The sequence below is a fragment of the Paenibacillus alkalitolerans genome, from assembly GCF_016482785.1.
Lineage (GTDB): Bacteria > Bacillota > Bacilli > Paenibacillales > YIM-B00363 > Paenibacillus_AE > Paenibacillus_AE alkalitolerans.
The window spans coordinates 339,492-353,063 of record NZ_JAEMXM010000003.1; the positions used below are offsets into that span (position 1 = coordinate 339,492).

A 13,572-nucleotide genomic window follows, 5' to 3' on the forward strand; every position below is an offset into this window, starting at 1 on the left:
ACCTTAAACGTAAAAATAAGGTCAACATTTGACCCTATGCTAAATGAATGCGCTTTGTTTTCAAGGGAATACAAAGGAATAAGGTCAAAAATTGACCTTATTCCTCCCTAATTCACTCTACCAACCGGGTCCTAGAGTCAAAAAGTGACCTTATTCACATAAATAGGCTCAATTTTTGACCTTATGGAATGCGCCTGTGCTGTGAAGCTTGCTCACCGCGGCTGACCATTGGCTGACCCGCCGCCCCTACGTGCTTGGCCTGCGGCGCGCCACGCCGCTGTCGACCGCCGCTTGGACGACGGCTTCCCGCACTTTATCCGCCACGTTCTGGTTAAATACGCTCGGAATGATGTAATACTCGTTCAATTCGTCCTCGGTTACGACGGAAGCGATCGCCCGCGCGGCGGCCAGCTTCATCTCTTCCGTAATGTGAGACGCCCTGCAGTCGAGAACGCCCCGGAACAAACCCGGGAAGCACAATACGTTGTTGATTTGGTTCGGATAGTCGGACCGCCCGGTCGCCATGACGCGCACAAACCCTTCCGCTTCCTCGGGAGCGATTTCGGGCGTCGGATTCGCCATCGCGAACACGATCGGATCCCGAGCCATCTTCCGGACGTCTTCAACCTTCAGCACTCCGGGACCCGACACGCCGATAAATATATCCGCGCCGGCAATGACATCGCTCAGTACACCGCTCTCCATGTTCGGGTTCGAATGTTCCGCATACCAATTCCATGCATCGTGCTCGTACTGCAAGCCCCGAACCAATGCGCCGTGACGATCCACGCCGATAATGTTTTTCGCCCCGGCGGCAAGCAATATTTTGGTGCAGGCGATACCGGCGGCGCCGATGCCGCAAAGGACGATTTTACAATCCTCGAGCCGTTTGCCGACCAATTTCAGCGAATTATAAATTCCCGCCAACAAAACAACGGCAGTGCCGTGCTGATCGTCGTGGAACACCGGAATGTCCAGCTCCTCGATCAGCCGCCGCTCGATCTCGAAACAACGGGGGGACGATATATCCTCCAAGTTGATCCCTCCGAACGCGGGAGCGATCAGCTTGATCGTGCGAATGATTTCTTCCGTGTCTTGCGTGTCCAAGCAAATCGGAAACGCGTCGACTCCGGCAAGCTGTTTGAACAGCATCGCTTTGCCTTCCATAACGGGCATAGCCGCTTCCGGTCCGATATTCCCGAGCCCCAATACCGCAGAACCATCCGAGACGACGGCAATTGTGTTGCGTTTGATGGTCAAAGAATATGCGCGGCGGGGCTCCTCATGGATGGCCATGCATACGCGGGCAACTCCCGGCGTATATACGCGCGACAAGTCGTCCCGTGTCTTAATCGTCATCTTCGGCGTTACTTCGATTTTCCCGCCAAGATGGGCAAGGAATGTTTGATCCGACACTTGCAGCACTTTCACGCCGTCAAGAAGCTTTAGTACGGATACGATCTTCTCCCTGCTCAGCGTGTCCAATATGTTCACCGTGATGTCGCGAACCGTGGTTGTTTTTCCCGCACGATTCAAGTCGACCGCAACGATGTCCCCGCCGGCATCGCCGATTGCCGTGGCGATTTGTCCGAACGTCATCTTTTCTTTATCAATCTCAAGCCGCAACACAATGTTCGTGCTGGCCGCCGCAGGCGTCGCCATATGTCCACGCTCCCCGTCGCTGAATAGCTGAATAGCTCACGATAATGACTATCATCGTATCCGCTTTCATGGGTGGGCGTAAAGATTTTGGCCATTTTGTTATTTTTGTTCATTTTGGTCGCTGAGCAGACCGTAACGGTTCACCGGTCTGCCGATGCCGCCGTAGTGCACATCCAGCACAATATGGCCCTGTTTCTCCAAATAGTCCAGGTAACGCCGCGCCGTCACGCGGGCAATGCCGATGCCGTCGGCCACTTCCTCCGCCGACAGCAACCGGTTTTGCTTCCGCATATAAAGAATAATTTGCTTTAATGTCAGCGCATTCAATCCTTTGGGAAGAAGCTCCTGCGATATCGACAAACCCGGAAGGGCGCCCGGATCGTCGGGCAAATGCAGTGTCTGAACCGCTCCGGCCCGTTTTTGATGAAGAATAAGATCCAACTCCGCTTGCGTCAGCTGTTGATCCATATCGAAGGCTTCACGGTTCAATCGGAACCGCTCCAACGTTTCCCGCACCCGCTCGAACTTGAAAGGCTTGATGATGTAATCCATTGCGCCGTTGCGCATCATCGTGCGGACCGTTTCCGCATCTCTCGCGGCCGTCACGACAATGACATCTACAGGCGTATCGGAGGACCGCAGCCTCCGAATCGTTTCAATACCATCCAATACAGGCATGAAAATATCGAGAAATACGAGATGCGGCCGCAGCTCCCGCACAAGCTTGATCCCTTCGGCGCCGCTGCCGGCAATGCCGGCGACTTCAAAGCCTTCCACGCGCTCAACGAACATGCGGTTCACTTCCTGCACCATCGGATCGTCTTCAATGAGAACGACCCGGAACGTCTGCCGATCCGTCACAGTCTCTTCCTCCTCTCATCGGAAAACTGATCATAAACGAGGCGCCTTGTCCCGGCGACGATTCGCAGCGCAGCTCTCCGGCCGCTTTCTGCACGATTCTGTTGACGAGGTGCAGCCCGACGCCCCGGTTTTCCGATTGCTTGGTTGAATAACCTTGCTCCAGCATCCTTGCTTTCGTCTCTTCCGTCATGCCGATCCCGTTGTCTTCGACCAATACGGACAGAACCTCGTCGTCTTGCTCGATGCTGACATATACCTCTTTACGATCCTGCTCCGCCGTTGCCAATGCATCGAACGCATTTTCGACCAAATTGCCGATAACAATGACCAAATCATGATGGTCGAGATCGGCGGGAAACCGCTTGATTCCGCTTCTGCGGTCAAGCTCCACATGAATCCCGAGTTCTTTGCCCCTGCTGATCTTGCTCAACAACAGACCTGCAATGCTGTCGCTGCAAAAATGTTCCTGCAAAAAGCCCGAAAGCTCCTCCTGATACTCCGACACCTCAAACACGTATTGCAGCGCCTGTTCTTTCTTATCGAGTTGAATCAATCCCGCTATCGTATGAAGCTTGTTCATATACTCGTGATTTTGCACGCGAAGCGCGTCGACAAACGCGCGAACTCCGGTCAATTCCTCCGCCATGCGGGTCACTTCCGTCCGGTCTTGGAAGATGGCGAGCGCGCCGATCGTCTGCTGCTGCTCGCTAATCGGGATCCGGTTGCTCCATATCAGCGCGTTGCCGACCCGAAGCTCTCGGTTGTATACCGGCGTCTTCTGTTCCAATATTTCCGGCAACCGTGTGTCGGGCAGCACGTCCCGGATGGGAAGGCCGATGACATCGCCGGAAATGCCGAAAATTTGCTTGGCCCGGTCGTTAAATATCGTAATGTTCTCCTTCGTATCGATCGCGACGACGCCTTCATGCATCGCTTGGAATGCGGCGCTCCGCTCCCGGAACATGCGCGCGATTTCCTGAGGCTCGAGATTGAACATCTGGCGCTTGATATGCCGGGCCAACTGCCATGACCCCCAGATGCCGAAGGAAAGCGACAGAAGCATGGTCACTATAATAAAATGCCGCTGATTTGAAATCATTTCGCCGAGAGTGGGGAGAAGCTGCCCGGCAACGACAACCCCGACCTGCCTGTGCTGCTCGTCTATCACCGGCACATACGCGCGCACCGCGGTGCCCGCTTCTCCGCTCGCCCGCGATAGGTAAGTATGCTCGGCAAACGCCGCATCGGCGTCGGCATCCTCAAACTTCTCCCCGATTCGAGCCCATATCGGGTGAGATAGCCGATTTCTATTCATATCCAAGACGACGATATAAGCCACGTCGTTGATGATTCTAATATTATCCGCAATGGGAGCGATCTGTTTCCACCCGTCCGGAGCGCCGACGTATTCCTGCACGACAGGCAGATCCGCCACCGTGCGGGCGGTGATCATAACCCGACGGCCTAGCTCGTCTTCCCTCAGCCGCGCTACGCTTCCGAGAATGATAATACCGCCGATCAGAAGGGAAAACAGCACAAGGCCGAACGAGAGGATCGTAATTTTCCAATGAATACGCAGCTTGTCCATACTCATGCTCTCCCCTCCGGTTGAAGTTTACGTTGTTCCTGTATTGTGAAATAATAAACGTTAAATATCAACGGGGGAGGGAAAAAAACTTGAAACCGATATACGGAACTTTCTTGATCATCCTGTTCGGTTTGGTTACCGCGGTCTTGATCGGTTTTCGCCCGGGCCTTTCGGAGTCCCTTCCCGTCGATCATGAACAAACCGGCTTGCGCGACCGCATCATTATCAAATTCAGCCATGTCGTGGCCGAAAATACGCCGAAAGGCTTGGCGGCCGAGCATTTCGCCCGTCTTGTCAAACAAAAAACGAACGACCGCGTCGAAATTCAAGTATTTCCGAACGGCATGCTGTATTCCGAAAACACGGAAGCCGAAGCGTTAAAACGCGGCGACATTCAGATGATCGCACCGTCTTTCTCTAATATGTCCAATATCGACCCCGCTTGGCTCGTTATGGATTTGCCTTTTGCTTTCCGTGACCAAGCGGCGGTGGACGAAGCGTTGAACGGCACCGTCGGCGAAGCCCTGTTTCAAACGGTGGAAGAGCAGAACATGCACGGTGTCGCCTTTTGGAAAAACGGCTTTAAACAAATGACGAGCAACCGCAATCCGCTCGTTGTACCGGAAGACTTTCGCGGTCAAACGTTCCGCATCCTGCCCAGCAAAGTGCTGGCAAGCCAATTTAGCGCGCTCGGTGCAAAGACGGTCAATATTCCGTTCAATGAGGTGTACCGCAGCCTGCAAAACGGTATCGTCGACGGGCAGGAAAACACCATCTCGAACATTTACACCAAGCGGCTTTACTTGGTGCAGAAATATATGACAATCAGCAACCACGGTTATCTCGGATATGCGGTGATCGTGAACAAGCCTTTCTGGGAACGGATGCCTGACGATCTTCGCTCGGCGGTTCAGGCGGCCATGGTTGAAACGACCGCTTGGATCAACCGGGAAACGATTGCGATGAACGAGCGGCAGCTCCGGCAAATAAGAGAATCGGGAGCCATCGAAATCCGCGAGCTTACCGATGAAGAACGCAAGCGGTGGGCAGAGGCTGTGCAGCCGATCTACAAGCGGTACCGCGATGTCGTCGGCGGCGGTCTGGTCGATCAAGTCATAAAGATGCAACATCAATGATACCAAAATGACCAAAACAAACACTATGACCGAATACTTGTTTGCAAGCGTTTTCTTTTTTACAATGGGGTCACCTTAAGGGCTTCACTAATGCGAAAGCGAGGTTGACTCCATGAAGATTAATTTTAAAAATCTTACGGTTCAAGTTGTTATTGCGATTATTGTCGGTATCCTGCTCGGTCATTTCTTCCCGGCAACCGGCGAGAAGTTGAAAGTGTTGGCCGACATATTCATTAAGCTGATCAAGATGGTCATTGCCCCGATCGTGTTCTTCACCGTCGTCAACGGCATTGCGAACATGGGCGATATGAAGAAGGTCGGACGCATCGGCGGGAAGGCGCTGCTCTACTTTGAAATCGTTACCACCGCGGCATTGGCGATCGGTCTTGTCGTCGTTAATCTTGTCAAGCCGGGCGCGGGTATCGATATGGCCGGCGCAACAGGAGATATTTCCAAGTACACGGATGCCGCCGCGGAAACGAGCCACGGTTTTATGGACTTCATCGTCGGCATTGTGCCTGACAGCGTGGTCGGCGCCATGGCCAACGGAGAATTGCTGCCGATCCTGTTGTTCGCCGTATTGTTCGGTTTGTCGCTGACGGCGATGGGGGAGAGCGCGAAGCCTGTCACCGCGCTGTTCGATAAGCTCATTAAAGCGTTCTTCGGCGTCGTTAATATGATCATGAAGGTTTCCCCGATCGCCGCATTCGGCGCGATGTCCTATACGATCGGCAAATTCGGCATCGGATCGTTGTTCTCGCTCGGCAAACTGATGGGCTCCGTGTACATTACAATGGCTGTGTTTATCTTCGTCGTACTAGGTTTGATCGCCAAGTTTTACGGCTTCAGCATCTTTAAATTCATTCGCTATATCAAGGAAGAGATTTTGCTCGTGATTGGAACGTCTTCCTCGGAATCTGCACTTCCGAAGATGATGGAGAAACTGGAAAAGTACGGTTGTTCCAAGCCTGTCGTCGGATTGGTTATTCCTACCGGGTATTCGTTCAACTTGGACGGAACGTCCATTTACTTGTCGATGGCCGCCGTGTTCGTGGCGCAGGCCGCCGGAATCGATTTGACGATTTGGCAGCAGTTAACGCTGCTTGGCGTATTGATGCTCACGTCCAAAGGCGCCGCCGGCGTGACCGGTTCCGGGTTTATCACGTTAGCCGCTACACTGGCCGCATTTCCGAGCATTCCGATTGCGGGGATGGCGCTATTGCTCGGCGTCGACCGGTTCATGTCCGAAGCGCGCGCCATTACGAATCTGATCGGCAACGGCGTAGCCACCGTCGTCGTCGCAAAGATGGAAGGCGAGTTTCATCCGGAAGGCGCACAAGAGAAAGCGCCGGCGGAGACTCCGGGCGACAAGGCTGCCGTAAGCGCGAAGCTGCAGTATGGTGTTGAGCGGGTATAAGTTAACAGCGACATTGACGAAAGCACCTCTATCCACCTGACAAGGCGGATTTGGAGGTGTTTTTTTGTCTGATCATTACCATAAACGGACGTCGTGCAATTATTTTTAGCTTCATTGCGACACTCCCCCTGGCAATAGATGTACATTCCGTTGCCAAAGCGATACGTCGAAGGAGTCCTGCGGCAGTTGGATAATTTTTATGGAAATAGGTTGTATGCAAATGGCCGTCGGATTGCCATAATTGTAACGAATTCCGACGATCGCTATCTATTATGGCAATACACTGTTCATAAACTGTTGTTTAGACGACACATTACGCACACACTATTGCCATAGTCGCAGAATTACGATAAAAATACGCCGCATGACTTACACAACAACGACAGTTTATGTACATCACGCTGCCATAATGATCTTGCACTGGACAAATGTAGCACACGTTTCAAAAATTAGCATCATGAACGAGTGTCCAAAGCACCATCGCGTCAGTTGGAATCAAACGTTAGAACTGAAAAATGTCGGCAATTAATCGTCAGCCTCAAAAGAAGCCCTTATTAACGACTGCAGCGCATAGAGACGCGGTTTATAGGAAAAAATGACCGTTATTAACGCCCTCGGCTCGCTCGATGCCGGCAAAGGACGTTAATAGCGGTCATTTTCATCAATAAAGGGAACGAGGCGCGCGGCCTAACTCCCCAAAGCCCGAAGCGGTTCAGACTTGCGTCTGCGTACCGTTAACCGGGATATTCGCAAATTTTCCGTCTCTTCAATGATAAATTCATAATCGTCCACGATCACTTTCTGGTTGACGCGCGGCGGGCTTTCCACCTGTGAATACATCCAGCCGCCGACTGTATCGTATGTCTCGGTGTCGATATCCACTCCGAAATAATCGTTCACGTCTTCCAACAGCAGGAGTCCGTCAATCGAATGCGTGTCGTTATCCTTCTTCTCGATGGACGCCCGGTCCTCATCGAATTCGTCATGCACTTCGCCGACGATTTCCTCGATGATGTCCTCGAACGTCACAAGTCCCGCCGTGCCGCCGTATTCGTCGATCAACAGCGCGAGCTGCGTCCGCTTCTTCTGCATCACCTTCAGCAGCTGGCTGATCTGCATTCCTTCGGGAACGGAAGTGATCGGGCGAACGAGCGATTGAAGGTCCGTCGGTCCGTTCGTTTCCAATAAATCTTTAATATGAATGAGTCCAACTATATTATCTTTATCCGACTCGCAAACCGGGTAGCGCGTATGTTTCTCCCGAACGGCGATTTCCATGTTTTCTTCGAAACTTTTGTTAAGGTAAAGACATACCATCTCCGTGCGCGGAATCATGATTTCTTTGGCTGTCGTATCCGCGAAATCAAACACATTGTCGACAAGCGTCATCTCCGTGTTGTCGATGTGGCCGCTTTTGTTGCTTTCTTTCATCAGGATCCGGATTTCTTCCTCCGTGTGAGCCGACTCGCTTTCGCTTGCAGGCTCGATGCCGAACATGCGCAGCAGCAGGTTGGCCGTGCCGTTCAACAGCCAGATGAACGGATACATGATGCGGTAAAACACTTCAAGCGGAAGAGCGGTTAACAGCGTAACCTTCTCCGATTTACGGATTGCAAGCGTCTTGGGGGCCAGTTCCCCGAGGACGATATGCAGCACCGTGATGAATGAGAAAGCAATCGCGAAAGCGAGAGGGTGTATCAAATTCTCTGGAATGATGGGCGCGAACATCTTCTCCAGCCAGTAAGCCACCGCCGGTTCTCCGACCCAACCGAGTCCGAGCGAAGCGAGCGTGATGCCCAACTGGCATGCGGAAAGATAAGCATCAAGATTGTTCGTTAGCTTTCTGGCAAAATGCGCTCTCCGATGACCCTGCTGCACCAGCGCATCTATGCGCGAGCCGCGTGCTTTCACCATCGCGAATTCCGCCGCGACGAAAAATCCGTTAAGAAACACTAAGAATACAATCAGCAACACACTTATCCAACCGGGTAAGGGGGAAGGATCACCCAAATGGTCTCTATCGTCCGGAATCCGGATCGATAGATTGCACCTCCTTAAATAGGTAAATTACCTTCAATTATAGATAATATCAACCTATTCCGTCAAACTTGTCACTATTCGCGAATACTGCTTTTGGGGTCATTTTGCCGTAACAATACTCAATAATGTCGCTTCTTCGGATGATTCCTATGAATACGTCCATGTCGTCGATGACCGGGACAAAGTTTTGAGTTTTGGCGAGCTTGATCAAATCGTCCATTACCGCATCGATGCGTACCGGGTCGACATTGCGGCGCTTCGGAACTTCATGCAGGAAAATTCGGTGCGTATCGCCGAAACGAAGATCGGGCGAGTTTTTCATCTTCCACAGAAGATCGCCTTCAGTTATCGTGCCGGCGTACTTGCCGCCGTCGTCAACGAGAGGCACCGCCGTATATCCGTGCCGCTCCATCCGCTCCAGAGCTTGGCGCATTGTATTGTTGGGCTTCAGTGTAATTACATTTTCCTTCGGCAACAGGAAAAAAGCTACGTTCATGTCATATTCCCTCCAGTCCCATTTTACATTGTAACACGATCGCGTTTTTCCCGTCTAAGCATTGAGGTCCGTGCTGTGAACGAAGCGATAACTTTGTGTGAACGCGGTAGTAAGAGATGCTGAACATCGGGTAAAATGATGAGAAAGCACCAATTACGTCCAGCAACGGGGAGAAATAAAAATGAGCAATGTACTTATCGGCGCCGCTGTCGGGGTGTCTCTGATCGGCGCCGTGCTGACGGTATGGGTCGGACTCTCCAAGGAAAATAAAGAGGGAAATCCCGCGTATGACCGGAATTCCGTTCCGAATTGGCGTCGTCTAACGGGATTATATATCGTTGGTACGATTGTTTTTGTCGCGGTCATGGTATGGGTCATGCGTCAATAGCGCCATGCCGTTCAGAGCGGCCGAACCGGTTCTTGACAGCGGCGGCCGGGTTGAGCTACATTGAAGTTATCCTTACGCGAGGAGAGATTTTAATGACGGTGAGCGTTCTTAACTGAGCAATTTCATAACGAGGCGGTAAATGTTTTTGTGCACGTAAGCTTTGCCCGTGTCGGCAAGGTTTGGTTTGTCGTGCGGACCGCACTCGATCAGTTAAGAACAGCGGATAATCACATTCATATGCCCGCAAGCGTACGCTTGGAGCCGTGACCGTGCTGTTTATGCAGCACGTTTTTTAGTTTACGGCGCCGGTGTGCGCGAGTCCTAAGGCAAAGAATGCGTATTTGTACGCATTCTTTGCCTTATTTTTGTTTTGGCGCGGACCGGCGGCGGTTCCGAGCATTCTTCGTGTAAGCAAACCAATTAATTTCCCGATAAGGAAGGGATCGAAAGCAATGAACGAGCAAACAATGCAACGACTAGAGTATACACAGGTAAAGGAAAGTCTGAAAGAGTACGCGGTAACGTACATCGGTAAAGAACACGTGGAACGGATGCGGCCGATGACGGTAGTCAAAGCGGTGAAATCCGCGCTTCAAGAAACCGCGGAGGCCGCGGAGCTCATTCGCCACGGCGCGAGCGTGCCGCTGCCTTCTCTGGATGGGATGGAAACGATCTTTAGTTTGTTGGGTAAAGGGTACATTTTTACGGAAGCGGATTTCGGTTCGGTGGGTACATTTGTAAACAGCTGCAGGCAGTTGAAAAAGTATATGGCGGGGAAATCGGCCGTTGCGCCTCGTGTAGCTTCCTATGCAGGCTCTTTGTATGAGTTGGACGAATTGAGGCATGAAATTGAACGCTGCATCCGGCATGGGCGGGTTGACGATGCGGCTAGCGGCGATTTGGCGAAGGTGCGCAAAAAAATCGCCGTTGTGGATGAGCGGATGAAGAAGAGAATGGACGCGTTGCTGTCCAAGCATAAGTCGATCTTGCAAGAGAATTTGGTGAGCATGCGAGGCGGACGCTATGTCATTCCGGTGAAGAAGGAGCACCGCAAGCTCGTGCAAGGCTCGGTGCTGGATGAATCCGCAAGCGGGCAAACCGTATATATCGAACCGTCCGAGGTGGCGTCGCTGCAATATGAGCTCAATGCGCTGCGGGCGGAAGAGGCGCGCGAGGAAACGAAAGTGCTGTCGATGCTGACGGGATTGTTGGAATCGTATGAGCATGAGCTGCGGATTAACGCGGAGGCGGTCGGTGGGTACGATTTCTTGTTCGCCAAGGCTAAATATGCGCGTGCGATCGGCGGATGTCCGGCGGAGGTGAACGATACGGGTGTCATCGACGTCCGGGAAGCGGTGCATCCGCTGCTCGGGCGCGGCATGGTGCCGCTCGATTTCTCGATCGGACGGTCATACCGCACGTTGATCATTACCGGTCCGAACACAGGCGGCAAGACGGTCGCGTTAAAGACCGTCGGTCTATTAACGTTAATGGTGCAGTCGGGGCTGCTCGTACCTGCGGCGCCCGGAAGCATGTTCGCTGTCTTTAACAATGTGTCTGCGGATATCGGCGACGGGCAATCGATCGAGCAGTCGCTGAGCACATTCTCTTCGCACGTGAAAAATCTGGTGGATATACTGCACAATGCTAACCGCTCTACGCTCGTGTTGATCGACGAAATGGCGTCCGGGACCGATCCGGGGGAAGGCGTCGGTTTATCGATCGCGGTGCTGGAAGAGCTGTACCGCCGCGGGGCGACCGTGGTGGCGACGACGCATTTCAACGAGATCAAGCGGTTCGCGGCGGCGGCTCCGGGCTTTGAGAACGCGCGGATGGAATTCGATACGGAGTCGCTCGAGCCGCTGTATAGGCTGCGTATTGGGGAAGCCGGACGAAGCTACGCTTTCGTCATTGCCAGCAAGCTCGGCATGCCGGAATCGGTGCTGAACCGGTCGCGTCAGCTGACGGCGGGGGCGCGCGCAGACGGTGACGGAGTCGATTTCAGCGGCGTAGTCGATTTGCCTGCGTTCGTCCCGCCGGAGGTCGCCTCAAATAAGTTTGAAGAAGAAACTGTGACGGGGGATGGGGAACGTTTTGAAGTAGGAGACAGTGTGTTTATCCCTTCGCTCGGGCGGTCGGGTATCGTATACGCGGCTGAGGATGCGATGGGTAACGTAGGCGTTCAGGTGAAGAAAGAGAAGTTTGCCATCAATAAGAAGAGACTCAAACCTTTCATCGGCAAAGAGCAGCTTTATCCCGATGAATACGCTTTCGACATCGTGTTTGACACGAAGGAAAACCGGAAAAAGAAAAAGATGATGAGCAAACGTCACGTCGACGGGCTGACCATTGTGCGGAAACCGAACGAGTGATAAGGGAGGAAGAATGGGATGGAATATGTAATTCGCAGGGAAGATTGGCGTGATTATGCGAGGATTGCCGAATTGAATGCGGAAGCGTTCGATTACGGTGCGGGGATGGCGGAGGTGTCGCTTATTGATGCGCTGCGGCGGCGCCGGCTGTATATGCCGGAACTGTCGCTCGTGGCTAAGGCGGAAGGCTTCGTCATCGGGCATATTATGTTCAGCCTCTGCCATGTCCGGATCGGCGGAAAGCGATTCCGTGCCGCGCTGCTCGGTCCGGTCGCCGTCGCGCCGCAGCTTCAGAAGCAAGGAGTAGGGTCGGCTTTGATTGAGGAAGGCCACCGCATATTAGAGGAAATAGGTGTGAATGTCGGGTTTTTGTTGGGTCACTCGAATTATTATCCGCGTTTCGGTTATCGGACCCGGATGTTCGGCAGCTGCAGGCTGCAGGTGACATCACAAGACTTGCCGGCCGCTGAAGCGGCCTCACCTATAACGGAGCGCCGCGTGGCGCGGAGCGATCTTGCCGGTCTGCTGCGCATGTGGGAGCTGTGGTACGGGGATGTCGACATGTCGCTTGAGGTCGGCGGCGATTTGGCGGACTGGTTTTCGCCGGACAAACGGTTCCGTTCCGTCGTTCTTGAGCAAGAAGGCGCTGCGGTCGGGTACGTGAAATATAGAGCGGACCGGCCGCATTCGCCGGAAATGGTGCTGGCGCGCGACGGGGAGTACATGCTCCGGGTATTGGGGCATCTTGCCTCCTTGAGCCGGGAACCGTTAAGCTTGCCGCTGCACCCGCTGTCGCGGGCGGTGCGGGAGCAGCTGCGCTTGTCGTATGAGTCTCAGACCGATCTGTGGGAAGCGGCGATGATGCGCACGTTCGGTTCGGGCTCCGCGGAGGCGGATGCTTACATGGACGAGGTTCGGGACGGGCGGCGGCTTCCGGGGCTGATGGTGTGGCCGGCGGCGTTCGATTTCGGGTCTTGAAGACATCCGCGACTCAAGGTTGTCGATGTGTCAAAGCGTGCAGCCAGCAGGTTTGACGGCTTCCGATATATAGGGCGGTTTTTGAAAGCGCAATTGCGGTAAAATGAGGCTGTCGTTTAATTACGGACACACGCACTAAAAGTCTGGCTAGAACTGCGAAAGATGTTCAAGAACGAAATAACGCCATAAAACAGTAGTTCCAACGAAACTGTTGTCGAAAAAGCAATTTTAGACAAAACCACTCCCGCGCCTTCGCTTGGGCTACGTCCTCCAACAAAACCATAATATTATCGATCTCTCGGTGGATAATCCTGCCTGCTTACACAAACTTCCGGACGTACCCGGTCGCGGGAACGGTGGCTACGATAGGGTGAAAAATTGACCCTATGTGTATAAATAAGGTCAGTTTTTGAGCTTACAGACCAAGCGTCGCGATATCGCTGTCTACGGATAGGGTCAAAAATGAGACTGTCGATTAATTGTGAGCACTGTAACCGGAGTTTCTCCGGTTAGGTGGGTGCGGCGGGCCGAAAATGAGCGCTGTAACCGGAGTTTCTCCGGTTAGGAGGGTGCGGCGGGCCGAAAATGAGCGCTGTAACCGGAGTTTCTCCGGTTAGGAGGGTGCGGCGGGCCG

The 13,572-nt window shown here is 53.1% G+C and carries 10 protein-coding genes; 5 read left to right on the forward strand and 5 right to left on the reverse strand.

Going from position 1 to position 13,572, the window contains the following annotated elements; translation table 11 throughout:
- Positions 1–246: 246 nt before the first annotated feature.
- The 3 genes from JET16_RS08340 to JET16_RS08350 all read right to left on the reverse strand — a co-directional run bounded on the left by JET16_RS08340 (position 247) and on the right by JET16_RS08350 (position 4,111).
- Positions 247–1,662 (reverse strand): NAD-dependent malic enzyme, encoded by a 1,416-nt coding sequence (locus JET16_RS08340; RefSeq protein WP_199615335.1) that lies wholly within the window; start codon positions 1,660–1,662, stop codon positions 247–249.
- A 99-nt stretch (positions 1,663–1,761) separates the two neighbouring features.
- Positions 1,762–2,475 (reverse strand): response regulator, encoded by a 714-nt coding sequence (locus tag JET16_RS08345; protein ID WP_233531293.1) that lies wholly within the window; start codon positions 2,473–2,475, stop codon positions 1,762–1,764.
- Positions 2,476–2,485: 10 nt separating this feature from the next.
- A complete protein-coding gene (locus JET16_RS08350) occupies positions 2,486–4,111 on the reverse strand; it encodes a sensor histidine kinase (RefSeq protein WP_325176648.1) in 1,626 nt (541 codons plus the stop codon).
- An 89-nt stretch (positions 4,112–4,200) separates the two neighbouring features.
- Here JET16_RS08350 and JET16_RS08355 point away from each other — a divergent pair, with 89 nt between their 5' ends.
- Both JET16_RS08355 and JET16_RS08360 read left to right on the forward strand, forming a co-directional pair.
- Complete coding sequence (locus tag JET16_RS08355; protein WP_199615338.1) at positions 4,201–5,247, forward strand: TRAP transporter substrate-binding protein; 1,047 nt, start codon at positions 4,201–4,203, stop codon at positions 5,245–5,247.
- A 112-nt stretch (positions 5,248–5,359) separates the two neighbouring features.
- Positions 5,360–6,664 (forward strand): dicarboxylate/amino acid:cation symporter, encoded by a 1,305-nt coding sequence (locus JET16_RS08360; protein WP_199615339.1) that lies wholly within the window; start codon positions 5,360–5,362, stop codon positions 6,662–6,664.
- Between the two features lie 687 nt (positions 6,665–7,351).
- On the opposite strand, the gene JET16_RS08365 is transcribed toward JET16_RS08360, so the two are convergent.
- Both JET16_RS08365 and JET16_RS08370 read right to left on the reverse strand, forming a co-directional pair.
- A complete protein-coding gene (locus JET16_RS08365; RefSeq protein ID WP_325176642.1) occupies positions 7,352–8,638 on the reverse strand; it encodes a hemolysin family protein in 1,287 nt (428 codons plus the stop codon).
- 115 nt (positions 8,639–8,753) lie between these two features.
- Positions 8,754–9,200 carry a CBS domain-containing protein gene (locus tag JET16_RS08370; protein WP_199615341.1) on the reverse strand — a complete coding sequence of 149 codons (447 nt, stop codon included), beginning with the start codon at positions 9,198–9,200 and terminating at the stop codon, positions 8,754–8,756.
- A 181-nt stretch (positions 9,201–9,381) separates the two neighbouring features.
- Between JET16_RS08370 and JET16_RS08375 the strand changes: the two genes are divergently transcribed.
- The 3 genes from JET16_RS08375 to JET16_RS08385 all read left to right on the forward strand — a co-directional run bounded on the left by JET16_RS08375 (position 9,382) and on the right by JET16_RS08385 (position 12,938).
- The gene (locus tag JET16_RS08375; protein WP_199615342.1) at positions 9,382–9,588 is read left to right on the forward strand and encodes a hypothetical protein; all 207 of its coding nucleotides are present in this window, start codon (positions 9,382–9,384) and stop codon (positions 9,586–9,588) included.
- 452 nt (positions 9,589–10,040) lie between these two features.
- The gene (locus tag JET16_RS08380; protein ID WP_199615343.1) at positions 10,041–11,960 is read left to right on the forward strand and encodes an endonuclease MutS2; all 1,920 of its coding nucleotides are present in this window, start codon (positions 10,041–10,043) and stop codon (positions 11,958–11,960) included.
- 18 nt (positions 11,961–11,978) lie between these two features.
- On the forward strand, positions 11,979–12,938 hold the full coding sequence (locus JET16_RS08385; RefSeq protein ID WP_199615344.1) for a GNAT family N-acetyltransferase: 960 nt from the start codon (positions 11,979–11,981) through the stop codon (positions 12,936–12,938).
- Positions 12,939–13,572 lie beyond the last annotated feature (634 nt).